This window comes from Promicromonospora noduliphila (assembly GCF_056951025.1).
The window spans coordinates 391602-415889 of record NZ_CM167806.1 but is presented as its reverse complement, the minus strand read 5'-3'; the positions used below and the strand labels follow the sequence as shown (position 1 = coordinate 415889).

Below are 24288 nucleotides of genomic sequence, written 5' to 3'. Positions count from 1 at the left end.
GCCATGTCATCCCATTTCCGGCTCGGGTGCGAGCAAGTCACCCACTCGTGGCCCGGCCCGCGCTGACGCCTGCGCCCGGCCCAGCGCACCGCCGAACTCGCCACCCGGGCCCAGGGCCGTACGCGTCGCGACGACCCGCACCACGCCCCCGCCGAGCACCTCGCACGACACGATCTCTGCATCGTTGCGTGCCACCGCGGCGCCCGCCGTCCCGCACGGATCGAACCCGTCGCGCAGGGCGGTGGCGCCGGCGAGGGCGCCGAGGTCGGCCGCCGCCTGAGCCGCACCCCGGGCGTTCTGGGCAGCGCCGAGCGCGGCGATCCCGAGCGCCAGCAGCAGGACGGCGGCGACGATCCCGAGGATCAGGACCGTACCCGCGCCGCGCTCGGCATCCGGCCGCCCGGAACTGGCCCGCTCGGGACCTGTTCGCTCGGGACCTGTTCGCTCGGGACCTGTTCGCTCGCCGTCCGGCGGCTCGGAGTCCGGCGGCTCGGAGTCCGGCTGCCGCCCAGCCCCCCACGTCCCGACGCGCCGTTCGCGATCCGGCCAAGCACCGGCCGGCCGCCCAGCCTCTCGACGTTCGACGCCCGGCCGCCTGCCCCTCACGGCTCTACCCATGCCGACGCCGTTCCCGTTGCCCGCAACGGCCCGGACATCCAGCCCCCCGAGACCGGCCGCGTCACGGTCACCCGCACCCAGTCGCCCTCGTGCGCGAGCGACATCTCGGCCTCCGGCCCGCCCACCCGCGCCACGGCCGCCGCCACCGCCGTCTCCTGCTCCCCGATCGCCACCGCGCGCGCCCCTGCACGGGCCGCGTCCAGGGCGCGCATCTGCGCCGTGGACGCGGCCGCGAGGGTGAGCACGGCGACGAGGACGAGAACCACGACCGGCAGCCCGATGGCCAGCTCCGCCGTGACCGTGCCCCGTTCCGACTCACGCTCCGTCATGGGTCAGCCGGTCGAGAGCGCCGACTGGATCAGCGACGTGAGCATCGCCTTCACGTCGCCACCCCTGAGGATGGCCATCAGCGCGCCCGCGAAGCCGACCGCGGCGAGCGTCGCGATCGCGTACTCGGCAGTGGCCAGCCCCCTCTCCGACTCGCGCTCGTCGACCTCCGCCCGCGACCCACCCTCCGGTTCAGGGCAGGCCTCCGCCGTCGTCATCGTCATGTCTCCTCCTTCTACTCCGCCCGTCGCCGGGCACCTTGTCTGCCCGCACCCGGGCATCCCGGCCCGTATGCAGGCCTTGTGCGACCCGCCGCAGCGGGCCCGGTCCGCCGTGTGGCGGACGACGCCGGCGCGCGCGAGCACGCCGAACTCCTCTCAGCCCGTGAGCAGGTCGATCCCCAGCGCCAGCAGCACCGGAACCAGGCCCACCAGCACGAACGCCGGCAGGTAGCAGGCACCCAGCGGCAGCACGAGCCGCACCCCGAGCCGAGCGGCCGCGGTCCGCGCCGTCGAGCTCCGCTCGTGCCGGACCTCCTCACCGGCGGCCCGGAGCGCCTCACCCGGTGCGGCGCCGTCCAGCCAGGCACCGCGCAGCGCACCGACCATCGGGCCGAGCGCGGGCGGGGCGTGGGCCCACGCCCGCGCCCACGCCGCGCCGAGCACCAGGGCGTTGGCCGCCCGGGTGAGTGCTTCGCCGTCGGCCCCGCCGATCGCCGCACCGGTCGCCGCCAGCGCCCGCGGCACACCGGCCCCCGCCCGCATCGCGGCAGCCACGAGCTCCAGCACCACCTGGATGTCCACCCCGGGCTGGTTCACGCCGCGGGCAGCGGCCACCAGCCGGTCCGACCAGACCCGCCCGGCCACGAGCAGCGCCAGACCCGCGCACGCCGCCACGGTGCCGATACCGCCGTCCGTCGCGGTGGCCACCGGGTCGGCGCCGAGGGCCCAGCCGAGGAACCCGCCGGCGACCGGCAGCCACATGAGCAGCCGCGCCGTCGTCCGAGGACCGGCGAGCGCCGCGTCCCGTTCGGCCTGCGCCTCCGCCTCCGCGACGAGCGTTCCGGCCACCTGCTCCAGAACCCGTCCGAGCGGCGCCCCCACGTCGAGGGCGAGCCTGGTCGCCGCGACCACCGCCTGCGCGTGCCGGTCGCCGAGCACCCGGGCGAGGGCCTCGGCGTCGGGCACGCCCGTGAGGTCAGCGCGCACGCCAGCCGCGCGCGACCAGGCCGCCCCGGGCGGCGACCCGGTCTTGAGCAGGGCGATCACCTGCAGCACGACCACCCGGACGTCGCCACCCGGACCGCGTCCCGCCGGTCGTCTGCGGCGCCACGCCGAGCGCGAGCCGTCCGGCCCCAGCGCCACCTCTGGAGCCGCGCCCACGACTGGCCCCGCGCCAGTACCAGGGACAGAGCCACGAGGCGCCAGCACCTCCCGCACGCGACGACCACCCCGGGCCAGCAGCAGCCACGTCCCGACCGCGACCAGCAACCCCACACCGAGCGACTCCGCGACCCTCACCACGGCCCGTACCTCCCGACGAGCTCGCCCCACGCGCGCGGCTCGACCTCGGACGCACCGCTCCCGTCCCAGCGCGCCGCCGTCCGCACCTCCAGCTCCCCGCCCAGGGCACGCCCCACCAGCCCGACCTCTGCCAGGTACCGCACGCCGTGCGACCGCCGGAGATGCAGCACCACATCGAGCGCGCCGGCCGCCTGCGCGGCGACCGCCTCCCTGGTCATCCCGGCCAGCCCCGCGAGCGCCTCCAGCCGGGCGGGCACAACGCCGACGGCGTTGGCGTGCAGGGTCGCCAGGCCGCCGTCGTGCCCGGTGTTCATCGCCATGAGCACCTCGCGCACCTCGGCGCCGCGGCACTCCCCGAGCACTATCCGGTCGGGTCGCATGCGCAGCGCGTTCCGCACGAGGTCGGCCAGGTCCACCGCGCCGGCGCCCTCGACGTTGGCGCGCCGGGCGGCGAGGTGCACCACGTGCGGGTGTGTGGGGCGCAGCTCGCGCGCCTCCTCGACGGTCACGATGCGCTCGTCATGGGGCACGAGGGAGAGCAGGGCGGCCAGCAGCGTCGTCTTTCCGCTGCCGGTACCGCCGCTGACCAGGACGTTCGCCCGTCCCAGGACGAGCGATCGCAGCAGTCCGGCCCACTGGCCGGGCAGTGCGCCGCCGGCCACGAGCTCGTCGAGCGTGAACGCGCTGGTGCGCAGCACGCGCAGAGAGACCACGGCGCCCGCCTCGGCCAGGGGCTCCAGGACGGCGTGCAGGCGGGTCCCGTCGGGCAGGCGCGCGTCGACGGTGGGGCACGCGTCGTCGAGCCGCTGCCCGCCGAGCGCGGCCAGCCGGACGGCGAGCGCCCGCACCTCGGCCGGCGACGCCAGGTCCACCGGGACTCGTTCGAGTCCCGCGCCCCGGTCGATCCACACGTCGTGCGGGCCGTTGACCAGCACGTCCGTGACCTCTGGCGCGTCGAGGAGCGGCTGCAGGGGACCGGCACCCGTGAGCTCGGCGCGTGCGGCGCGCTCCAGGTCCCTGAGTGCGTCCGAGCCGAGCACCCGTCCGGAGTCCCGCACCGCGTCGCGCACGGCGGCGTCGGCACCGGAGCCGCCGGTCGCGAGCCGCGCACGGACGTCGTCGAGCAGGGACACGGTGGCCGTCGGCAGGCTCACAGGGCGTCCGCCAGGTCGGCGGCGCACCGGCCGAGCACCGCCCGGTGCGACATCGCGGGACCCTCGCCGCGCTCGATCGCGCGGGCCAGCCCGGCGTCGCGGCCCACGGTCGCCACGACGGGCAGGCCGAGGGCTGCGGCGACGTCGTCCTCGTCGACCGCTCCCGGCGCCGGACCACGCGCCACGATGCGCACGTCGGAGACGCCGGCTCCCCGCACCGCGTCGCGCACCCGCTGCGCGCCGACGGTGGCCGGCAGGGTGAGCGGCACGACGAGCAGCACCGTCTCGCACCCCGCGAGCAGGGTCCGGACGGCAAGGCCCGCGCTCCCCGGCGCCTCGGCAGCGGGCCCCGAGCCGCGCCGGGTCGCGCTCCCCCAGGCGCCGGGCCGGGGCAGGTCGAGCACCAGGGTCTCGCCGGCTCGCACCAGCCCGCGGCAGACGTCGAGCACCACGTCGTCGTCCGGCGGAGCGCCCGATGCCGTTCCGCTGAGTACCGGCACGGCACCCCAGCGAGGCAGCGCGGCGACCAGCCCGACGCCCTCGACCTCCCCGCGCGCCTCGCCGAGGTCCGGCCAGCGCGCGCCGCGTCCGCCGTCGGACCCGAGGAGCAGGTCCGTGCCCGGCGCGTGTGCGTCGAGGTCCACGAGCGTCGCGCGCTCGCCCGCGCGGCGCAGCCCGTGCGCCGCGCACGCGGCCACGACGGACGTACCCGCCCCGCCGCACGCCCCGACCACCCCGATCACGCGCCCCGACTCCGGCCGGACGCCGCCCACTGTGCTGACCATCTGCGCCTCCCTCGCCCGGACTGCCCCGGGCCTCCGCCGGGAAACCCGGCCGGCCCGGGCACTCCACCCGGGCTCCGGAACCAGGCTGGGCGCTCGGCGCCGACCCGGAGTGCCCCGCGCCGGGGCGGCTGTGCACGAACGGCGCAAAATCGTGCCTGTGGTCGCGCTCGCGCGCCGGTGCCACCGCGAACAGGGTCTGTCGTCCGAACGGACGAGTTTCATCCGGGCGGCGGGACATCACGTCAACAAGGCCCCCACGAGAGGCCGCCCCGCTAGGCTCGTCGCGTGACCGAGCAGGTTCCCCAGATCGCTTCTCGACCGCTACCGCAGGCTCAGCGCACCGCCGCGTTCTTCGACCTCGACAAGACGATCATCGCGACCAGCTCGTCGGCGGCGTTCTCGAAGCCGTTCCTCGCCGGCGGGCTCCTCTCGCATGCCGACGTGCTGCGCAGCGCCTACGCCCACTTCGTCTTCATGATCGGCAACGCGGACGCCGACCAGACGGAGCGGATGCGCGCGCACCTGTCGGCGCTCGTCACGGGCTGGGACGTGGAGAAGGTCCGGCAGATCGTCACCGAGACGGTGCACGAGCTCATCGACCCGTACGTCTACGCGGAGGCGGTGGAGCTCATCGCGGAGCACCACGCGGCGGGCCGGGACGTGGTGGTCGTGTCGGCGTCGGCCGCGGTGCTGGTGGAGCCCATCGCCGCCGTGCTCGGCGCGGACCACGTGCTGTCCACGCAGATGACGGTCGAGGACGGCCGGTTCACGGGCGAGATCGACTTCTACAACTACGGCGACAACAAGGCGGTGGGCGTCCGCAGGCTCGCCGCGCGCGAGGACTACGACCTCGCGCGGAGCTTCGCCTACTCCGACTCCATCACGGACGCCCCGATGCTGTCGGCGGTCGGCCACGCCTACGTGGTCAACCCGGACCGGGTGCTCAGGCGCCGGGCGGCGCAGTCCGGCTGGGGCGTGCTCGCGTTCAACCGCCCGATCGCGCTGCGCCCGCACATCGAGCCGATGCCGCTCCTCGCGGTGGCGGGCGTGGTGGCGGTCGGAGTCACGGTCTGGCTCGTCTGGCGTGCGGCCCGACGGCGGTCGCGCCGCCGCTGAGGCCCGCGCCATCGCGAGGCCCGCGCCATCGCGGGGCCGCACCGGCGCCGGGGCTCACGCCACCGCTGAGCGCCGCGCCATCGCGAGGCCCGCACCATCACCGAGCCCCGAACGTCCCCAGAAACCGGCCCCATAGCCGGCCGTTGAGATCAAACACCCGGGAGGCCCGCCAGGGTCGACCGAGCAGCCATATCAGGTCAAGCAACGGTAAGGCCGAAGATTTTCGCGGCCAATTGGCGACATGACAGGAATTGGCAATTGTGAAGATCAGTCCGCCCAGGTTGCTTTTGTATCCAGAAGGCAGTGTGATTGTGTTCACAGGAAGTATTCAGGGCGGAAGGGACCGCGCCCTGGGAGTCGAGAGGGTCCAGGCCTGATCGACGGCGAGCGAAGTGCGCGGTCACCCCGCCGAACTGGTGAGAGCGGTATCCGGCTTGAGGATGCTCCCGGACTCCGTACTCGTGGGCCGAGATCTCGCCACCGCAGTGGCCGGGCCCTCGCATTTCCGGATCCTGATCGGAGATCGCGAGGAGCCCGGCCGCACGGCGAATCGTTTCGCGGAAAGCGCACCGGCCGGAAAAGAATCACCACCCCGGCATTCCTCGGTCGAGTTGAAACACCGGGACTCGCGTTCACCGCACAGCCACCGCCACGAATGATCACCACTTCGCACGCGAGTACTGCGGCTGCACGCCCACCCCCGAGTCCACGGGCACCGTGCCGATCTCCTCGCGCAGGGTCTGGGCCGCACGCAGCGGCCAGTACGGGTCGCGCAGGGCCGCCCGCCCGAGCATCACGGCGTCCGCCGAGCCCTCCACGAGGATCTGCTCGGCCTGGGCCGGCTCGCTGATGAGCCCGACCGCGCTGACCGGCAGCCCGGACACCTCGCGCACCCGCCGGGCGTACGGCACCTGGTAGCCCGGCCCGACGGCGGTCGTCGCCGGGGCCACGCCGCCGGTCGACACGTCGATCAGATCCGCGCCGAGCGCGCCCAGCCGGCCGGCGACCGCCGCGACGTCGTCCACGCCCAGGCCGCCGGGGAGCCAGTCGGTCGCGGACAGCCGTACCAGCACGGGCAGCTCGTCGGGCCACACCGACCGCACGGCCCCTACCGTCTCCTCCACGAGACGTGCCCGGCCGGCGGCCGAGCCGCCGTACTCGTCCGTCCGGGAGTTGGCCAGCGGCGACAGGAACTGGTGGAGCAGGTATCCGTGCGCCGCGTGCACCTCCACGACGTCGAACCCGGCTTCGCGCGCCCGGCGCGCGGCGGCCGCGAACCGCTCGGGAACGTCCGCCACCTCGTCCGGTGTCAGCTCCGCCGGCACGTCGTACCCCGGGAAGGCGGTGGCCGACGGCGCGACGGTCGGCCACCCGCCGTCGGGCAGCGGGACCGTGCCCTTGACCGACGACCAGGGGCGGAAGGTCGACGCCTTGCGCCCCGCATGGGCGAGCTGGATGCCGATGCGCGCGCCGCGCTCGTGCACGAAGTCGACGATGCGCCGCCACGCCGCTGCCTGCTCGTCGTTCCAGATGCCCGTGTCCTGCGGCGAGATGCGCCCCTCCGGCACGACGGCGGTCGCCTCGGTCATGACGAGCCCGAACCCGCCGACGGCCCGGGCGCCGAGGTGGACGAGGTGCCAGTCGTTCGGGACCCCGTCGGCGGCCGAGTACTCGCACATCGGCGACAGCCAGACGCGGTTGGGGACGGTCAGGTCACGGAGCGCGACCGGCTCGAGGAGGAGGCTCACGTCAGCGAGCAACGTGGCCGGTCGCCGTGCCATTCCGCGGCGCACGGCCGTCATCTCAGGAAGTGACATCGGATTGTGAGGGGTGTCACCGTCCGGGACTACACTCCCGGGCAGAGAGAACGTCAAGGCAGTCCCATGCACCTGCCCGAACGAACGCGAAGACGCGCACCGGAGGCCACCGTGACAGACACCAACCCGACGTCGGGCTCGGCATCCAGCCCCAGCCTGGAGAACCTGCTGCACGAGACCCGAAGCTTCCCGCCGAGCGAGGAGTTCGCGGCTCAGGCCAACGCCAAGGCCGACCTCTACGAGAAGGCCTCGGCGGACCGCCTGGGCTTCTGGGCCGACCAGGCGAAGGAGCTCGTGACCTGGACGAAGCCGTTCACCGAGACCCTGGACTGGAGCAACGCACCCGTCGCGCGGTGGTTCGCCGACGGCACGCTGAACGCCGCGTACAACGCCGTGGACCGCCACGTCGAGGCCGGCAACGGCGACCGGGTGGCCGTCCACTTCGAGGGCGAGCCCGGCGACACCCGCACCGTCACGTACGCCGACCTGCAGCGCGAGGTGTCCCGCGCGGCGAACGCCCTGACCGCGCTCGGGGTCAGGACAGGCGACCGCGTGGTCATCTACCTGCCCATGCTGGTCGAGTCGGTCGTCGCGATGCTGGCCTGCGCCCGCATCGGCGCCCCGCACTCCGTCGTCTTCGGCGGCTTCTCCGCCGACGCCCTGCGCAGCCGGGTCGCCGACGCCGAGGCGACCCTGGTCATCACGGCCGACGGCGGCTACCGCCGCGGCGCGCCGTCGGCCCTCAAGCCGGCCGTGGACGAGGCCCTCGCGCCGAAGGAGGGCGCTCCGGCCACGACCGTGCAGAAGGTGCTGGTGGTCCGCCGCACCGAGCAGGACGTCGACTGGGTCGAGGGCCGCGACGTCTGGTGGCACGAGGCGCTGGCCGCCGCCTCCGACCAGCACGAGCCGGTGGCCGTCGAGGCGGAGCACCCGCTGTTCATCCTGTACACGAGCGGCACCACGGGGAAGCCGAAGGGCATCCTGCACACCACGGGCGGCTACCTCACGCAGGCCGCGTACACGCACCGAAACGTGTTCGACCTCAAGCCCGAGACCGACGTCTACTGGTGCACCGCCGACGTCGGCTGGGTCACCGGCCACTCCTACGTCGTCTACGGGCCGCTCGTGAACGGCGCCACGCAGGTGCTGTACGAGGGCACGCCCGACACCCCGCACCGCGGCCGCTGGTGGGAGCTGATCGAGAAGTACAAGGTCTCGATCCTGTACACCGCGCCCACCGCCATCCGTACCTGCATGAAGTGGGGCGACGACATCCCCGGCGGGTTCGACCTGTCCTCGCTGCGCGTCCTCGGCTCGGTGGGCGAGCCCATCAACCCCGAGGCCTGGATGTGGTACCGCCGCGTCATCGGCGGCGACAAGGCGCCGATCGTCGACACGTGGTGGCAGACGGAGACCGGCGCCATCATGATCAGCCCGCTGCCCGGCGTGACCGCCACCAAGCCCGGCTCCGCGCAGGTTCCGCTGCCCGGCATCGAGGCGACGGTCGTCGACGACGAGGCCAAGCCCGTGCCCGACGGCGGGGGCGGCTACCTCGTGCTGTCCGAGCCGTGGCCCTCCATGCTCCGCGGCATCTGGGGCGACCTGGAGCGGTACAAGGAGACGTACTGGTCGCGGTTCGAGGGCCTCTACTTCGCCGGCGACGGCGCGAAGAAGGACGAGGACGGCGACATCTGGCTGCTCGGCCGCGTGGACGACGTGATGAACGTGTCCGGGCACCGCCTGTCGACGACGGAGATCGAGTCGGCGCTGGTGTCGCACGAGATCGTGGCCGAGGCTGCCGTCGTCGGTGCCGCGGACGAGACGACCGGCCAGGCCGTCGTCGCGTTCGTGATCCTGCGCGGCAGCCACGCGGGCCGGGCATCGACGCCGGAGGGTGCCGCCGAGGTGCAGAAGGAGCTGCGCGACCACGTGGGCAAGGAGATCGGCCCCATCGCGAAGCCCAAGAAGATCCTCGTCGTGCCGGAGCTGCCCAAGACCCGGTCCGGCAAGATCATGCGCCGCCTCCTGCGCGACGTCGCCGAGGACCGGGCCGTCGGCGACGCCACGACGCTGGCCGACTCCTCTGTGATGGACCTGATCACGGCGGGCCTGCAGGCGCCGTCGGCCGCCTCGGAGGACTGACCCGCCCCGCCGAAGTAGAACCGTGGCGCGGCAGAACGCCACGGTTCTACTTCGGCAGAGGGCTGTCGCGGGCCGCACCGACCCGGTGGTACGCCCGGTCGAAGTGCACCAGCGCGCGTCCGTCGTCGGCCGCGGAGGCGTGCACCACGACGACCCGGCCGACGAGCAGCACGTGGTCTCCCGCCTCGAACTCCGCCCACGTCTCGCACTCGAGGACGTGCCGCGCGTCGTCGGCGAGCACGGGAACGCCGCCCTGGCCGGCGCTGATCGCGCGGCCGGCGAACTTGTCCGGCGCCTTGGAGGCGAAGACGGTCGCCACCTCCTCGCGGTCGTGCGGCAGTACGTGCACGGCGAACCGCCGGGCCTCGCGCAGCGGCGCCAGCGTCCTGCTGGACCTCCCGACCCCTACCGCGACCAGGGGCGGATCCAGGCTCACGCTCATCACGGCGGTGGTCGTCAGCCCGGCGGGGACGCCGCCCGCCGTCGTCGTCACCACGCACACCCCGCTCGCCAGCCCGGCCATCGCGTCCCGGAAGGCGTCCCTGACGGACCCACCGTGCGATGTTGATGACATCAACATATCTCCATCGTCGGTGCTCGATGTTTCGGCCCGATCACCCCGGCGCGCGGGTTCTGTTACGGCTGGCCCGAGCGTCGGGAAACCCGGCGGCACACGCCGTCGGACCACCGTGGTCCCCTAACATCGGGACATGGACGCGACCATCGACCAGGAGACCGATCCGCTCGGTCGTTCGGTCGCCCGCCTGGGCCAGCGGATCCGCGCGCTGCGGCACTCCCAGGGCCTCACCCTCGTCCAGCTCGCCGAGGCGACGGGGCTCTCGCACTCGTTCCTCAGCCAGGTCGAGCGGGGCCGGGCGCGGCTGAGCATGTCGTCGCTGTTCCGCGTCGCGGCAACGCTCGGCACCAGCCAGCAGCTCCTGCTCGCCGAGGCCACGGCACCGCCCGCGGGCAGCACGCCCGTGGTACGCCGGACGGACGACGCGTCGGCGACGTCGGCGGGCGGCGGTATGGTCCGCGCCCTGGCGCCGGCCGGGGACCGCCCGTTCGACCCGATGGAGTTCACGGGCACGGCACGCGAGCCGGGCCCGTACTGGGCCCACGACGAGGACGAGTTCGTCTACGTGGTGGAGGGGCAGGTGCTGCTCGACCTCGACGGCACGCTGGAGCACCTGGGCCCCGGTGACTCCGCCTTCTACCGCGCGGGGACGCGCCATCGTTGGGCGAGCGCCGACGGCGACGCCTATCGTCTGCTGGTCGTCAAGCAGCGACTCGCGCCAGACGCCGGCTGAGCCCGCGGGCCACCTCGCGCTCGTCCGCCGCCACCAGACGGCCGTCACGCACCACGACACGTCCCCCGACGACGACGTGGCGCGGCCGCCGGCCCGGCGCGGCCCAGAGCAGGCCGGCCACCGGATCGGCCACCCCGGCGTCGGCCGCCCCGCCGACGTCCCAGACGCACAGGTCCGCCGCCGATCCCGGGTCGAGCCGCCCGAGCTCCGGTCTGCCGAGCCCGTCCGCCGACCCGGCGGTCGCGGCGTCCAGGAGCTCGCGCGCCGCGAGCTGGCGACCCACCAGCGCGGAGACCTGCATGCCGAGCCGCGCGTCCGCGAGCAGGTGGCCGGCGTCGTTCGATCCCCCGCCGCTCGTGCCCAGGCCCACCACGACGCCCGCGGCGAGCAGCTTCGCGACCGGCGCGACGCCCCAGCCCATCGGCACGTCGCACCCCGGGGCATGGGTCGCGGACGCCCCGGACGCCGCCATGCGAGCGATCTCGTCGGAGGTGACGTCGCACAGGTGCGCGACCGTGACATCGGGGGCCAGCCAGCCCCACTCGTCCAGCAGGTCCAGCGGGCGCCTGCCGTAGCGCTCCAGCGCCGCGACCACGTCGACCTGCTCGTTGGCCTGCGTGCGACGCCGCAGCCCGCGCCGCGCCGCCACCTCCCCGAGCAACCGAAACGTCGCCTCGCCGTCGCTGTGCACGCCGGCGGGGCCGACGGCGACCTGCACGCCGCCGCCCGCCCGCACGCCGCCCGGCGCATCACCGACCAGCGCGGCCGCGACGGCGTCGGCACTGAGCGCCGCGGTCTCCGGATCGTCGCCAGCGGTCCCGCGGACCAGCACGAGGCGCGCCCCGAGCTCGTCGGCCGCGGCGGCGGTCGCGCGGGCGAGGTCCACGGTGTCGGCCGGACCGAGCGCGGCGGGCCAGGTCAGGTGATGGTCGGCAACGGTGGTAACCCCGCTGAGCAGGGCCTCGGCAAGGCCCGCCCGCGCCGCGACGCCCACGAGCTCGGCATCGACGGAGGCGCGCTGGTACGCCGCGGCCATCAGCGTGAGCCACTGCCGCATCGGGACCCCGCGGGTGCCGGGCAGCGTCCGGAACGCCGTCTGGAGCAGGTGGTGGTGCGCGTTGACCAGGCCCGGCGTGACCACGCACCCGGTCGCATCGAGCACCTCCACCTCGGCGCCAGCCGGCGCGGCGGCAGGCTCGGCCGAGCGGGCCAAGCCCGCCCCCGCCCGGTTCCCCGGGACAGGGACCGCCAGCACCCGCCCGTCCACCCCGACGACGACGTCGCCGCCGGGCTCGACCGCCCCTGGCCTCGGCTCATCCGGCCCAGCCCCCGGCCCCGTGCGCACCGCGAGCGCCCCGCGCACGACCAGCCGCGGCGCCACCTCGGTTCCGGCCCCGGCCCCCGTCACCCGCGGTCCCGTACGCCCAGCCCCGCCGCGCCGTCCGCCGGCGTCGTGAACCGCGAGGCCTCGACGAGCGTCCGGGTGAGGTGCCCGACGGCGCGCTCGAACAGCTCCTTGCCCACCTCCGCCGTCGCCGTCGTCGGATCCCCCACGTGCCCGTCCGGGCCGAAGTCGCTCGACAGCCAGCCGAACGACGTCGCCCGGCCGAAACCGATCTGCTCGTAGGCGAGCAGGTCCTCCGGCACGCGCCGCTCCGCGAGGTCCATCCGGACCAGGTCGGGCCGCAGGTGCAACATGAGCGACGTCTCGGCGTGGCCGCCGTGCACACCGAGCCCGTGCTCGTCGCCAGACACGGGGACGCCGCCCTGGTCGCGCGGCGTCGCGACGTGCGCGAAGAACGTGCGCAGCCCGAACCGGCGTCGTAGCTCCCGGTTCGCTACCTGGCCGAGCGCGGAGTTGCCGCCGTGGCCGTTGACGAACAGCAGCCGGGTGATACCCGACGCGGCCAGCGAGCGCCCGACGTCGACCAGGACGCGCATGAGCGTGTCCCACGACAGCCAGATGGTGCCGGGGAACCCCGCGTGCTCGTCCGACTTCGTGTACGCGAGCGGCTCCAGCAGCACGACGGACGCCTCGCCCGAGGCAGCCACGGCCCCGGCCGCCGCCGTCGCCGCCTCGGTCGCCGTCACCAGGTCGGTCGACACCGGCAGGTGCGGCCCGTGCTGCTCGACCGCGCCGAGCGGCAGCACCGCCACCGTGTCGGCCGGGAGCGCCTCGATCTCCCGCCAGGTCAGCTCGGCGAAACGGAGGGTGCCCATCAGCGCACCCCGATGTTGACACGGGTGTCCACCGGCGGCTCGTCGACCAGCTTTCCGGGGTTGAGCAGGCCCTTCGGGTCCATGGTCCGGGCCACCTCCCGCGCGAGGTCCACGTTCCGGTCCACGTACCACTGGTGCGGCGAGTGCACGCCGAGGCCGAGCGCCTCGAGGCGCTCGATCCCGGCGAGCGTGTGCTCCTCGGAGACGTAGTCGGCCACGACCATCGCGAGCGGGGCCTTGCCCATGAGCTCCAGGTGGAGGTGTACGTCGCCGTCGTACACCGCGCGGACGTCCTCGGGCCGGTCCCAGTGCCCGAGCCCGCCGGTCTCCATGTGGAACCACGTCCGCTCGGGATGCGCCTTCTGCAGGTAGTACACCGGGTGGTTGTACGACATCGACGACAGCTTGTCCGTCTCCGCGTAGTCCGCGAGGCTCGCCACGACGTCGCCGCCCGCTGCGACCACCCGCGCCTCGATCTCTGCCACCGTCGACGCCTCCGCGATCACGCGCAGGCTGTGCCGCGCGGGGTCGAGCGGGACGGCGGCGGGCAGGCTCGGCACGAGCGCCGGCGGGTCGGCGGACGCGAGCCGGGGCAGCGCGGGCAGGTCGAGCAGCGAGCGGTGCACGCTCGTCATCGACGCCCAGTCGTCGAAGGCGGCGTAGACCGCCACCCAGTCGCGTGCTGAATCGGTGGCGATCTCCAGCTCGACGATCACTCCCGTCACCCCGTACACGTGCACGTACGGCATGACGTCCGGGCCCGACACGGTGAACGTGGCGCCGCTGCCGTCCATGGGCGCCACGGTGAGGGAGAGCACGAAGCCGTCGGAGGTGGACCCGTGCTCGATCGTCCCCGTCCCGGCCGACCCGCCGCCGACGAACCCGCCGATCGTCGAGCCCTTGGTGGACGGGTAGATCCAGATGTCCCGGCCCGCCGCGCGCGCCGCAGCGTCGATCGCCGTGATCTTCGCACCCGCCCCTGCGGTCACCGTGCCCGAGTCGTTCACCCGGATCGCGTCGAGGCCGCGCAGGTCGAGCACGAACCCGCCGTCGAACGGCGTCGCCTGCCCGTAGTTGCCCGTCCCGGACCCGCGGGGCGTCACGGGGACGTCGTGCTCGTAGGCGATCCGCAGCACCTCCGCTACCTCCTGCGCCGAGCGGGGGCGGACGACGGCGTCGGGCAGGTACCGGCCGGCCGGCACCTTCTCCTGCAGCACGGGTGACATGCGGGACCAGTCGGACGAGGTCTTGAGCAGCAGCTCCGGATCGGTGGAGACGAGCTCCGGGCCGAACCGGGCGGCGATCTCCGCCGCGGCCAGCGCGGCCCGCTCGGAGCTGGTCGGTGTGGTGGTCGTCATCGGTGTGCTCCTCAGCTCCCCATCGAGATCGAGTCGTCGATGAACTCGTTGGTGTACAGGGACTCGGGGTCGATGTCGGCTGAGTCGATCTGGCCGGCGTCCACCAGGATCGGCGCGAAGGTGTCGACGATCTCGGCCATGCGGTCGGGGTCGATGCGGCCGAACACCCCGGAGGCCGGGTCGTCGGTGACGAGGTCGAGGTCCTGCTGGGCCTGGACCGAGTAGTCCGCCACGCCGAGCGAGTAGGTCCAGCCGGTCTGGTACTGGTCCACCAGGTCGACGATCAGCTCGTTCGTGGCCTGCGGGTCGTCGAGGTAGTCGAGCTGCGCCTGCTGCATGATCGGCACGAGCTTGGCGAGGCAGTCGGCGTGCTCCTCGACCTTGTCGGCGCGCACGGCGAGCGCCTCCGGGTATACCGAGTAGCCGACGTCGGCAAGGAGCTGGTATCCGACCGGCTTGCCCCACTGCGGGATCTCGTTCTCGTAGATGTACGGCTCCGCCGTGGCGAACCCCTGCTGCAGGATCGCGGGGTCGGAGACGAACCGCTGCGGCGTGCCCTCGTAGCTGAGGTCGATCTGCGCGTCGTCGATGATGCCCTGGGCGGCCAGCAGGCGGGGGAACACGTCGCCCGCGGACACGAGCGGGTCGCCGTCGGCCGCGGCCTCCTCGATGGTGGTGGCGCCGTCGTGGCTGGCCGGGTCCCACATGACGATCTGCGGGCTGACGGTGAGCTGGGAGGCCACGGTGACCACCGGGTTGTCCGCCAAGGCAGTGATCTGCGCATCCGTCGTCACCGCGCCGAGCATGATCGAGTCGTCCAGGTACATGAGCGACGGCACCGGCTGGAAGTTGACGTTCGGCCCGCCCGGGCGCACCTCGACGTCCACCCCGGTGTCGACCCCCTGGGCCACGAGGGACCCGGTGACCGACTTGGCCTCGGTGTCCACCGTGTGGTCGGGGCCGACCAGCGAGTACATCGCCCCGTGCTCCGCCTCGGGCTGCCAGTCCTGCTGCAGGACGACGGTCGCGGGGCATACGCCGGAGAGGTCGAGCGGGCCGTCGGCCTCCGCCGCCGGGACGTCGATCGGGGCCGCTCCGCCCGCCTCGGCGGCGGTGCCGGCGCCGCCGCACGCAGTCAGGGCGACGAGTGGGACGACGGACAGCACGGCGAGCGCGAGCCGTCGAGGTCTGGTGAGGTACATGCTGACTCCTGAGATCGGTGGGGGAAGCAAGGTCACGGCGCGCCGCGGCCGTACCAGCGGCCGATGACGGCCCGGTCCAGCGCCGCGAAGACGGAGAACACGACCACCCCGAACAGCGCGGTGAGGATGATGGCCGTGAACAGGGCGTCCATGTTGAGCCGCAGCGTGTAGGTGCGCAGCAGGCCGCCGATCCCCGGCGAACCCTGCTGGAAGAAGAAGTCGCCGACGATCGCGCCGATGACGCTCAGGCCCGCCGCGTTGCGCAGGCCCGTGAAGATCGACGGGAGCGCCGCCGGGAACTGGAGCTTGAGCAGCCGCTGGGCGCGCGTGGCCCGGTTCAGCGTGAACAGGTCGTGCGCGGCCGGTGTGGCGGACTGGAGCCCGAACAGCGTGTTCGCGATCATCGGGAACAGCGCGATGATCACGCACACCACGATGCGGGCGCCGAACCCGTAGCCCATCCAGATCCCGATGAGGGGCGTGAGGGCGAGGATCGGGATGGTCTGCAGGATCACCGCGTACGGGTAGAGGATCTTCTCGACCCAGCCCGCCTGCGCCATGACCACGGCGTACGCGATGCCGAGCACGACGGCGACCCCGAGGCCGGACAGGGCGACGCCGACGGTCTGCCAGAGCGCGTCGAGCATGGGCACCATGACGTTCGGGTTGCCGAGGCTCGTGCCGAGCACCTGGTGCAGCGGCGGCAGCAGGAACCGGCGCTCGGGAGTGAGGACCAGGTACGTCACGACGTACCAGACGGCGACGATGCCCGCGACGGCGGCGAGCAGCGGGCCGACCCGGGCACCGGCGGCAAGCAGCCGGCGTCGGAGGGGCGACCGCCCGGCGGCCCCCTGCCGACCGGCCTCGTCCCGGACGTGCGCGGTGCTCTCCTGCACCGCCGCGGCGCTCACGAGTGCTCCCCGAGCGCCGCGGAGACCTTGCCGGTGAGCGCCGCGAACTCCGCCTCGTACCGCAGCTCGGGCGGGCGCGGGTAGGACCAGCGGACGGGGAGGTCGGCCACCACCCGGCCGGGCCGCCCGCTCATGACGACGACGCGCGTCGACAGGTAGACCGCCTCCGAGACGGAGTGCGTGATGAAGAGGCCGGCGAAGTTCTTGAGCGCGAACAGGCTCTGCAGCTCCGTCTGCATGCGCAGCCGGGTGATCTCGTCGAGCGCACCGAACGGCTCGTCGAACAGCGCGAGGTCCGGCTCCGCGACGAGCGCACGGGCGATCGACACCCGCATCCGCATACCGCCGGAGAGCTGCCGGGGGTGCTGCTTCTCGAAGCCGGACAGCCCCACGAGGTCGAGGGCCTCCTGGGCACGCCGCCGCCGGTCCGCCTTCAGGACGCCGCGGAGCTCGCCGGCCAGCTCGACGTTGCGCAGCGCGCTGCGCCACTCCAGGAGCGTCGGCTCCTGGAACACGTAGGAGGTCGAGGTGGCGTTCACCTCGATGGTCCCGCCGGTCACCTGGTCGAGCCCCGAGGCAAGGCGCAGCAGGGTGGACTTGCCGCACCCGGACGGGCCGACGACGGAGACGAACTCGCCGGCCGTGACCACGAGGCTCACCCCCTCCAGCGCCACCGTGCCGGTGGGGAACGCCTTCGTCACGTCGTCGAGCACGAGCGTGCGGGTCATGGACTTCGGTCGTGGGGTCGTCGTACTCACTGTGCTCACTGGTGTCACCTCACGAGCAGGTCGGGGTCGGGTGTCTCGGTGGCGGCCGGACGGGGCAGCCCGGCCGACGGCCCGGCCGGCCCGAGGGCGAGGTCGCGGTGTACCCGGCTGTCCGCCACGACGCGGCCACCCGCGAGGACGATGCGCGAGTGCTCCGCGCCGGCCAGCACGTCGCCGAGCGGCACGTCGGGCACGAGGACGAGGTCGGCGCGGTCGCCGGGGGTCAGGCCGGCCGGCGGCAGCCCGAGCACCGTCCGCGCCCCGGTGGTCACGGCGTCGAGCGATTCCGCCGCCGACAGGTGCGCGGCGGTCATCAGCAGCGACGTCGTCTCGAACGGGTCGCCGCTGCCCGCCGGGTTGAAGGGGTCGCGGAGGTTGTCCGCCCCCGCGGCCACGGGCACGCCGGCGTCCAGCAGTGCCCGCAGGGCGGTGAGGCCCCGCGGCACGAGGTGCGTGGCGTCGCGGCCCTGGAGGTAGAGATTGGTGATCGGCAGCGTCACCACCCCGAGGCCGGCGCGCGCCACCAGGTCCACGACGGGGGCGAGGCGGTCCGGCGGCAGCGACCCGAGCCGGACGACGTGGCTCGCCGTCACCCGCTGGGTCAGGCCACGCGCGAGCACCTGCCGGGCGAGCTCGACCACGTCGAGCGCCCCGCCGTCCGGCAGCTCCGTCTGCTCGTCGGCGTGCAGGTCGACCGGCAGGCCGGTGCGTTCGGCGAGGTCGAGCACGCGCGTGATCTCCGCGCGGGGGTCGGGCGCGAGGTGCGGGCAGCCGCCCAGCACGTCCACGCCGCGCGCGGCCGCCTCGGCGAAGACCTCCGTGGGCGTGTGCCACCCGCCGAGCAGGCAGACCTGGAGCGTCACGGACCCCGCGAGCTCCTCGCGGAGCGTGAGCAGGGCGTCCAGCATGCGCAGCGGGTCGCCGTCGGCGGGCGCGTCGACATGGGTACGGACGGCCGTGATGCCGCGCGCGACGTAGCGTTCGACGGCGGCCCGCGCGCGGCGCAGGACGTCGGCGCCGTCGATGTGCGGAGCCAGCTCGCGCCACCGGGCGACGGCGCCCACGAGGTCTTCCCCCGTGCCGGCGGGGAAGCGCCCGGCGGTGAGCGCCTTGTCGAGATGAGCGTGCGGCTCGCACGCGGCCGGCAGCGCGAGCCAGCCGCTCGCGTCCAGCCGGGTAGCCCCGCCGGCGTCCGGCCGAGTCGCGCGGTCGGCGTCCAGCCGGGTCACGCCGTCGGCATCCAGCCGGGTCACGCCGTCGGCCTCCCGGCCGGGGGCATCGCGGGCGGCGAGCGCCCCGCTCTCCGCCACGGCGACCACCCGGCCCCCGGCGATCTCGACGTCGACGAGCGCGCCGTCGGCCGTCCGCACGCCCCGCAGGGCGGACACCTGAGCGCCCGCGAGCCGCGCCGCGCCGTCGGGCATCCCGACCGGGAGGTGCGCGGGACTCGTGGCATCGTGCTGCACGGCGTCTCCTCTCCTGAGCCTCGGCGGCAGAAAATGTTGATCAGAGGAACATTCAGAACGCTAGGGGCGACCTGTTTCCACCGCGTGTCCGGTGCGGCGCGGGCTTGTGAACGTCGTCGCTTGCCGAAGGAGGACAACGGCGGGGCAGAACCGCCACAGTTTCTCCCCTCGGCGCATGGAGCAAGATGGGCGCATGCGTATCGCCGCCCCCATCGAGATCGGCCCGCTCGACGCCGACGCCCAGCAGGCCGTCCGGGACCTGGCCGCCGCCGCCGAGGCGCACGACGGCGTAGCGCCCCTGTCCGAGCAGCCGCTGCTCAACCTGGGCACGGACGCGGAGTGGATCACGCACGTCGTCGCGCACACCACGGCGGGCAGCACCATCGGCTACGTGCAGATCGACCGCTCGGGCGAGACCGCGGGCGCCGAGCTGGTGGTCCACCCCGAGCACCGCCGCAACGGCAGGGGCCGCGTGCTGCTGCGGACCGCCGAGCGGGACGCCACCCTGCCGTCCCGTTCGGGCGAGCCGGGCCAGCACGGCAAGCAGCTCCGGGTCTGGGCGCACGGCGACCTCGAGCCGGCCCGCGAGTTCGCCCGCGCGACGGGCCTGCGCCCGGTGCGCGAGCTGCTGTTCCTCGCGCGCCCGCTGACGGCGCCGGACGCTCCGGAGCCAGGCGTTCCCGAATCAAGCGCTCGGGAATCACGGCTCCCCGAGGCGCAGCCCCCGGCTGCGGAGCTCCCGGCACCGCCCGCCGGCTACCGCCTCCGCACGTTCCGCCCCGGCGCCGACGACGCCGCCTGGCTCCGCGTCAACGCGCGCGCGTTCGCCACCCATCCGGAGCAGGGCCGGATGACCCTCGACGACCTGCGCGCCCGCCAGGCCGAGCCGTGGTTCGACGCCGAGGACTTCTTCCTGCTCGTCCCGGAGAACGCCCCCGAGGGCGACGCCACGGAGCACGACAGCGACAACAGCCAGAACTCCCCCGACCCGGTCGCCTTCCTGTGGACCAAGACCGAGCCGAACCAGCCCGACGATGCCCGCGACGGCGAGATCTACGTCCTGGGCGTGGATCCGGACCACCAGGGCAAAGGCCTGGGCCGGCTGCTGACCGACGTCGGGCTGGCGCACCTCGCGCGGGCCGGAGCCACGCGGGCCGTGCTGTACGTGGAGGGCGACAACACGCCGGCCCTGGCCACGTACGAGCGCGCCGGTTTCACACGAGCTGCTGTACACGTGCAGTATGCCCGCCCGTGACGAACGCTCTCCGAGAGGGACACCCACTGTGTACCGAACGGTGACACCATGAACCCATGAAGGACAGCGCTGCGAACACCTCCGTCAGGACCCGGGACAGGAACGGCCGATTCGTGAAGCAGAGCACGGCAAGTACCGAACCCGTGAACGGCAAGGCCGACGCCGGCCGGGACGCGTCAGGCAACGGTGCCGGCTCCGCCGAGAGTGCTTCGCCCGCCGTCACGGTGAGACCGCAGGCGGCCCCCGGGGTGACGGCGCAGTCGGAGCCGAGGGTGGACGAGACGTCGGCCGACGGCATCCTCGGGTCGAGCACGCTCGACCCGAGCCTGGCGGCGCACATCGCCGAGCACATCGCGGAGACGTCCGACGAGACCGCCCTGCTCGACCCGCGGCTGGGCGAGCCGCTGCCCGTCGACCGGTTCGCGGACCGTGAGCTGAGCTGGCTCGCGTTCAACCAGCGGGTGCTGGAGCTCGCGGAGGACCCGCGGATCCCCCTGCTCGAGCGCGTCCGGTTCCTGGCGATCTTCGCGTCCAACCTGGACGAGTTCTTCATGGTGCGCGTCGCCGGCCTGAAGCGCCGCATCGCGACGGGCATCGCCGTCACGAGCGCCTCCGGCCTCAGCCCGCGCCAGGCGCTGTCGCGGATCTCGGAGGAGGCGCACGTGCTCATGGAGCGGCACGCGCGCGTGTTCGAGGACGACGTGCAGCCCGCGCTGGCCGCAGAGGGCATCACGCTGGTGCACTGGGGCGAGCTGGACACCAAGGAGCAGGAGCGGCTGCACAAGTTCTTCCGCAAGCAGATCTTCCCGGTGCTCACCCCGCTGGCGGTGGACCCGGCCCACCCGTTCCCTTATATCTCCGGACTGAGCCTGAACCTCGCCGTGGTGGTGGCGAACCCGGCGACGGGCAAGGAGCACTTCGCCCGCGTCAAGGTTCCGCCGCTGCTGCCGCGCTTCATCGCGGTGGACGCGTCGGGCAAGCCGCGTCGGCCCGGCACCAAGAAGGCGGACCCGCAGCGCGGGCCGCTCTCGTTCGTGCCGCTCGAAGAGGTCATCGCGCAGCACCTCGACTACCTCTTCCCCGGCATGGAGGTGCGGGAGAGCCACACGTTCCGCGTCACCCGGAACGAGGACGTGGAGGTCGAGGAGGACGACGCTGAGAACCTGCTCCAGGCCATGGAGAAGGAGCTGCTGCGGCGCCGGTTCGGCCCGCCGGTCCGGCTGGAGATCGCCAAGGACATCAGCCCGCGCATCCGCGAGCTGATCGTGCGGGAGCTGGGCGTGCAGGAGGAGGAGGTCTACGAGCTGCCCGCGCTGCTGGACCTCACGGGCCTCAACCTGATCGCGGACCTCGACCTGATCTCCCTCCACTACCCGCCGTTCGTGCCCTCGACGCACCGGCACCTCGCGGAGGTGGAGAGCTCGAAGCCGACGGACGTGTTCGCCGCGATCCGGCGCCGCGACATCCTGCTGCACCACCCGTACGACTCGTTCTCCACGAGCGTCCAGACGTTCCTCGAACAGGCGGCCGCCGACCCAAAGGTGCTGGCGATCAAGCAGACGCTGTACCGGACGTCGGGCGACTCGCCCATCGTGGACGCGCTGATCGACGCCGCTGAGGCCGGCAAGCAGGTGCTGGCCCTGGTCGAGATCAAGGCCCGGTTCGACGAGGAGGCCAACATCTCCTGGGCGCGCAAGCTCGAAGAGGCTGGCGTCCACGTGGTCTACGGGATCGTCGGCCTCAAGACGCACTGCAAGCTCTCGCTCGTGGTGCGCCAGGAGCCCGACGGCTCCCTGCTGCGCTACTGCCACGTCGGCACGGGCAACTACCACCCCAAGACGGCGCGCCTGTACACCGACCACGGCCTGCTGACCTGCGACCCGGACGTGGGCCAGGACCTGACCCGCCTGTTCAACCAGCTCTCCGGGTACGCACCGAAGTCGACCTTCCACCGCCTGCTCGTCGCGCCGCGCGCCGTGCGCTCCGGCCTGGTGGAGCGCATCGAGCGCGAGGCGAGGGCGGCCCGTGCCGGCCGTGCGGCGTGGGTCAAGATGAAGGTCAACTCGGCCGTCGACGAGACGGTGATCGACGCCCTGTACCGCGCCTCCCAGGCCGGCGTGCAGGTCGACCTCGTCGTCCGCGGCATCTGCGCCATCCGCGTGGGCGTGCCCGGCCTGAGCGAGAACATCCGGGTGCGCTCGATCCTCGGCCGCTTCCTCGAGCACTCGCGCATCTTCGCGTTCGCCAACTCGATGGGGCCCGCCATCGGCGAGGGCCCCGAGTCCGGCCCCGAGGTGTTCATCGGCTCGGCCGACCTGATGCACCGCAACCTCGACCGCCGCGTCGAGACGCTCATCCGGATCTCCGACCCCGGCCACGTGGGCGAGCTCCTCGGCCTGCTCGACGAGTCCATGGCGGACGCGACGGCATCGTGGCACCTCCTGCCGGACGGCCGGTGGGAACGCCCGGCCTCGGGCCCGGACGGGAACGGCCTCCGCGACCTGCAGTCGGTCCTGATCCAGCGGCAGCGGCGTCGGCTCGAGCCCGTCCGGTGACGGACCGGAGGTCCGTGGTGGGCACGGAGCCGACGGCGGCGGCCTCGCCCGCCGCGGGGGCGCACACCCCTGTCGTCATGACGGCCGGCGGGATCGTCTGGCGCCGCCGCGGCGGCGGGCTCCAGGTGCAGCTCGTGCACCGGCCGCGGTACGACGACTGGTCCTGGCCCAAGGGCAAGCTCGAGCACGGGGAGTCCTTCCAGGGTGCCGCGATCCGCGAGGTCGGCGAGGAGACGGGCAAGGAGGTGGTGCTCGGCCGCCCGCTGCCCGGCCTGCAGTACCTGACGCCGGAGGGCCGCGTGAAGCGCGTGCACTACTGGGCGTCGCGGCGCGCCCGCAGGGGACGGGACACCCCGTCCCTCACGGCGCGCGCCCCGGTGGCACCCGTCGACCGCGAGGAGGTCGACCGGGTCGAGTGGCTCGACGTCGACGAGGCGGCGGTGCGCCTCACCCGGACGTCCGACCGCGGCCCGCTGGACGCCCTGGTGGCCGCCGAGTCCGAGGGCGTGCTCGACACCCGCGCGCTCGTCATCGCGCGGCACGGGCAGGCGGTGTCGCGCACGTCCTGGCACGGCGTGGAGCGCGACCGTCCCCTCACCCCGCTCGGGCACGGACAGGCCGCGGCGCTGGTGCCTGTGCTGGCCGCGTACGGCGTCGAGCACGTGATCAGCTCGCGGTGGGAGCGGTGCGCCACCACCATCGACCCGTACGTGCGGTCCGCGAGCCTGCGCCCGAGCTACAGCGAGTACCTCACGGAGGCCCAGCACGAGCGGTCGCCGTCGCGCGTGGCCGCCACGGTGCGCGAGCTGCTGGAGGAGACCAAGGAGTCGTCGGTGATCTGCACCCACCGCCCGGTTCTGCCCACCGTGCTGGACGTGCTCGCCCAGCACGCGCCGCGCACGGTCGCGGACGGCCTGCCGGTGCAGGACCCGTTCCTCGAACCCGGCGAGGTGCTCGTCGCGCACGTCGCGGACACGCCGACGGGACCGCGGGTGGTGGCCACCGAGAAGGTGAGTCCGGAGGTCTGGTGATCGTGATGGTGGACAGTTGCTCGACTTCGGCGCACTATCGGTCACCATGAGCAGCGACCAACGACCGCCGAGACGGCCGGCCATGCTGGACCCGCGGAACGCGGAGGCGCTCCCGGGGGAGGTGGACCCTGCTCTGCGCGACGAGGTGGCGCACGCGACCGCCCGCGCGCTCGTGGACCGCGCCCGCACCACCGACGACCCGACGGTCGTGGAACGGCTCATCCACCTGGTCGAGAACGAGGGCCTCGACACGGTCGCGGGCCTGTGGGCGGACGCCGCCGCCGTCTCCCTGCCCGGCTCGCTCTGGCGGCTGTACGTGCTGCGCGAGTGGGTCCGCCGCGACATGCCGACCGTCATGCTCAGGTATCGACTCGGTGTGGAAGCCGCCCCGGTGCAGGAGGCCGTCGCGGGTGTGCCGAGCCCGCCGGAGCCCGGCGACCTGCAGATTCTGGCCGACGCCGTCCTGTCCGGCGTGTTCACCGGCGACCTCGCCGTCGCCCTGGAACGGGCCGGCGCGTTCTGCCGCATCCTGTCGACCGGAGCCGCGTTCGACGCCGACTCCCGTGAGGTCGCCGACCCCTCCGGCGCCACCCGGATGACCCGCAGCGCGAGCTCCCTGCTGCGTACCGCCGAGGAGCTGGAACGCGCTGCTGACCTGTGGAGAACCGGCTCCCTGGAGTAGGCGGGGGCCGTGTCGACCCCGCGTCGCGCGGACGCCCTGTGACGTCCGA

Annotated in this window: 22 protein-coding genes; 7 read left to right on the top strand and 15 right to left on the bottom strand. The window is 73.8% G+C overall.

Annotated elements, in window-relative coordinates:
- Positions 1–6: 6 nt before the first annotated feature.
- From AC0QU1_RS01795 to AC0QU1_RS01770, 6 genes are all read right to left on the bottom strand, one after another.
- On the bottom strand, positions 7–606 hold the full coding sequence (locus tag AC0QU1_RS01795; protein ID WP_483573947.1) for an Rv3654c family TadE-like protein: 600 nt from the start codon (positions 604–606) through the stop codon (positions 7–9).
- On the bottom strand, positions 603–947 hold the full coding sequence (locus tag AC0QU1_RS01790) for a TadE family type IV pilus minor pilin (RefSeq protein WP_483573946.1): 345 nt from the start codon (positions 945–947) through the stop codon (positions 603–605). Before AC0QU1_RS01790 ends, AC0QU1_RS01795 begins: the two co-directional genes overlap by 4 nt.
- 3 nt (positions 948–950) lie before the next feature.
- Positions 951–1169: a DUF4244 domain-containing protein gene (locus AC0QU1_RS01785; RefSeq protein ID WP_483573945.1), complete on the bottom strand. Its 219-nt coding sequence runs from the start codon at positions 1167–1169 to the stop codon at positions 951–953.
- Between the two features lie 153 nt (positions 1170–1322).
- Positions 1323–2468: a type II secretion system F family protein gene (locus AC0QU1_RS01780; protein WP_483573944.1), complete on the bottom strand. Its 1146-nt coding sequence runs from the start codon at positions 2466–2468 to the stop codon at positions 1323–1325.
- Positions 2462–3622 (bottom strand): TadA family conjugal transfer-associated ATPase, encoded by a 1161-nt coding sequence (locus AC0QU1_RS01775; RefSeq protein ID WP_483573943.1) that lies wholly within the window; start codon positions 3620–3622, stop codon positions 2462–2464. The genes AC0QU1_RS01780 and AC0QU1_RS01775 overlap by 7 nt, the downstream gene beginning before the upstream one ends.
- Positions 3619–4407, bottom strand: a complete 789-nt coding sequence (locus AC0QU1_RS01770) for a CpaE-like family protein (RefSeq protein WP_483573942.1) — start codon at positions 4405–4407, stop codon at positions 3619–3621. The genes AC0QU1_RS01775 and AC0QU1_RS01770 overlap by 4 nt, the downstream gene beginning before the upstream one ends.
- A gap of 285 nt (positions 4408–4692) precedes the next feature.
- On the opposite strand from AC0QU1_RS01770, the gene AC0QU1_RS01765 reads away from it, so the two are divergent.
- Positions 4693–5523, top strand: coding sequence for an HAD family hydrolase (locus AC0QU1_RS01765; protein WP_483573941.1), 831 nt, complete (start codon positions 4693–4695; stop codon positions 5521–5523).
- A 659-nt stretch (positions 5524–6182) separates the two neighbouring features.
- Here the strand turns inward: AC0QU1_RS01765 and AC0QU1_RS01760 are convergent.
- Positions 6183–7271, bottom strand: a complete 1089-nt coding sequence (locus tag AC0QU1_RS01760; protein WP_483573940.1) for an NADH:flavin oxidoreductase/NADH oxidase — start codon at positions 7269–7271, stop codon at positions 6183–6185.
- A gap of 180 nt (positions 7272–7451) precedes the next feature.
- On the opposite strand from AC0QU1_RS01760, the gene acs reads away from it, so the two are divergent.
- Complete coding sequence (acs, locus tag AC0QU1_RS01755; RefSeq protein WP_483573939.1) at positions 7452–9482, top strand: acetate--CoA ligase; 2031 nt, start codon at positions 7452–7454, stop codon at positions 9480–9482.
- A 46-nt stretch (positions 9483–9528) separates the two neighbouring features.
- On the opposite strand, the gene AC0QU1_RS01750 is transcribed toward acs, so the two are convergent.
- Positions 9529–10056, bottom strand: coding sequence for a flavin reductase family protein (locus tag AC0QU1_RS01750; RefSeq protein WP_483573938.1), 528 nt, complete (start codon positions 10054–10056; stop codon positions 9529–9531).
- Between the two features lie 136 nt (positions 10057–10192).
- Here AC0QU1_RS01750 and AC0QU1_RS01745 point away from each other — a divergent pair, with 136 nt between their 5' ends.
- A complete protein-coding gene (locus AC0QU1_RS01745; RefSeq protein ID WP_483573937.1) occupies positions 10193–10792 on the top strand; it encodes a helix-turn-helix domain-containing protein in 600 nt (199 codons plus the stop codon).
- Here AC0QU1_RS01745 and AC0QU1_RS01740 read toward each other — a convergent pair.
- The 7 genes from AC0QU1_RS01740 to AC0QU1_RS01710 are packed head-to-tail and all read right to left on the bottom strand — an operon-like array spanning position 10761 to position 18716.
- Entirely contained in the window at positions 10761–12200 is a 1440-nt protein-coding gene (locus tag AC0QU1_RS01740; RefSeq protein ID WP_483573936.1) for an amidohydrolase family protein, read from the bottom strand. The genes AC0QU1_RS01745 and AC0QU1_RS01740 overlap by 32 nt on opposite strands.
- Positions 12197–13012, bottom strand: a complete 816-nt coding sequence (locus AC0QU1_RS01735; RefSeq protein WP_483573935.1) for a creatininase family protein — start codon at positions 13010–13012, stop codon at positions 12197–12199. The genes AC0QU1_RS01740 and AC0QU1_RS01735 overlap by 4 nt, the downstream gene beginning before the upstream one ends.
- Positions 13012–14370, bottom strand: a complete 1359-nt coding sequence (locus tag AC0QU1_RS01730; protein ID WP_483573934.1) for an FAD-binding oxidoreductase — start codon at positions 14368–14370, stop codon at positions 13012–13014. The genes AC0QU1_RS01735 and AC0QU1_RS01730 overlap by 1 nt, the downstream gene beginning before the upstream one ends.
- A gap of 11 nt (positions 14371–14381) precedes the next feature.
- Positions 14382–15572 (bottom strand): substrate-binding domain-containing protein, encoded by a 1191-nt coding sequence (locus AC0QU1_RS01725; protein WP_483573933.1) that lies wholly within the window; start codon positions 15570–15572, stop codon positions 14382–14384.
- Between the two features lie 32 nt (positions 15573–15604).
- A complete protein-coding gene (locus AC0QU1_RS01720) occupies positions 15605–16483 on the bottom strand; it encodes an ABC transporter permease (protein WP_483573932.1) in 879 nt (292 codons plus the stop codon).
- Entirely contained in the window at positions 16480–17211 is a 732-nt protein-coding gene (locus AC0QU1_RS01715; RefSeq protein ID WP_483576613.1) for an ABC transporter ATP-binding protein, read from the bottom strand. The genes AC0QU1_RS01720 and AC0QU1_RS01715 overlap by 4 nt, the downstream gene beginning before the upstream one ends.
- A 44-nt stretch (positions 17212–17255) precedes the next feature.
- Complete coding sequence (locus AC0QU1_RS01710) at positions 17256–18716, bottom strand: amidohydrolase family protein (protein WP_483573931.1); 1461 nt, start codon at positions 18714–18716, stop codon at positions 17256–17258.
- Between the two features lie 193 nt (positions 18717–18909).
- Between AC0QU1_RS01710 and mshD the strand changes: the two genes are divergently transcribed.
- From mshD to AC0QU1_RS01690, 4 genes are all read left to right on the top strand, one after another.
- Positions 18910–19971, top strand: a complete 1062-nt coding sequence (gene mshD, locus AC0QU1_RS01705) for a mycothiol synthase (protein WP_483573930.1) — start codon at positions 18910–18912, stop codon at positions 19969–19971.
- Positions 19972–20027: 56 nt separating this feature from the next.
- Complete coding sequence (locus tag AC0QU1_RS01700) at positions 20028–22526, top strand: RNA degradosome polyphosphate kinase (RefSeq protein ID WP_483616366.1); 2499 nt, start codon at positions 20028–20030, stop codon at positions 22524–22526.
- Complete coding sequence (locus AC0QU1_RS01695; RefSeq protein WP_483616364.1) at positions 22523–23557, top strand: NUDIX hydrolase; 1035 nt, start codon at positions 22523–22525, stop codon at positions 23555–23557. The genes AC0QU1_RS01700 and AC0QU1_RS01695 overlap by 4 nt, the downstream gene beginning before the upstream one ends.
- A gap of 82 nt (positions 23558–23639) precedes the next feature.
- Positions 23640–24239, top strand: a complete 600-nt coding sequence (locus AC0QU1_RS01690; protein ID WP_483573929.1) for a hypothetical protein — start codon at positions 23640–23642, stop codon at positions 24237–24239.
- Positions 24240–24288 lie beyond the last annotated feature (49 nt).

Coding starts and splice junctions, on each gene's coding strand:
- AC0QU1_RS01745 (WP_483573937.1), top strand. CDS start 10,193: ATGGACGCGACCATCGACCAGGAGACCGATCCGCTCGGTCGTTCGGTC.
- AC0QU1_RS01785 (WP_483573945.1), bottom strand. CDS start 1,169: ATGACGATGACGACGGCGGAGGCCTGCCCTGAACCGGAGGGTGGGTCG.
- AC0QU1_RS01790 (WP_483573946.1), bottom strand. CDS start 947: ATGACGGAGCGTGAGTCGGAACGGGGCACGGTCACGGCGGAGCTGGCC.
- AC0QU1_RS01750 (WP_483573938.1), bottom strand. CDS start 10,056: ATGTCATCAACATCGCACGGTGGGTCCGTCAGGGACGCCTTCCGGGAC.
- AC0QU1_RS01730 (WP_483573934.1), bottom strand. CDS start 14,370: ATGACGACCACCACACCGACCAGCTCCGAGCGGGCCGCGCTGGCCGCG.
- AC0QU1_RS01770 (WP_483573942.1), bottom strand. CDS start 4,407: ATGGTCAGCACAGTGGGCGGCGTCCGGCCGGAGTCGGGGCGCGTGATC.
- AC0QU1_RS01725 (WP_483573933.1), bottom strand. CDS start 15,572: ATGTACCTCACCAGACCTCGACGGCTCGCGCTCGCCGTGCTGTCCGTC.
- AC0QU1_RS01690 (WP_483573929.1), top strand. CDS start 23,640: ATGCTGGACCCGCGGAACGCGGAGGCGCTCCCGGGGGAGGTGGACCCT.
- AC0QU1_RS01715 (WP_483576613.1), bottom strand. CDS start 17,211: ATGACCCGCACGCTCGTGCTCGACGACGTGACGAAGGCGTTCCCCACC.
- AC0QU1_RS01700 (WP_483616366.1), top strand. CDS start 20,028: ATGAAGGACAGCGCTGCGAACACCTCCGTCAGGACCCGGGACAGGAAC.
- AC0QU1_RS01735 (WP_483573935.1), bottom strand. CDS start 13,012: ATGGGCACCCTCCGTTTCGCCGAGCTGACCTGGCGGGAGATCGAGGCG.
- mshD (WP_483573930.1), top strand. CDS start 18,910: ATGCGTATCGCCGCCCCCATCGAGATCGGCCCGCTCGACGCCGACGCC.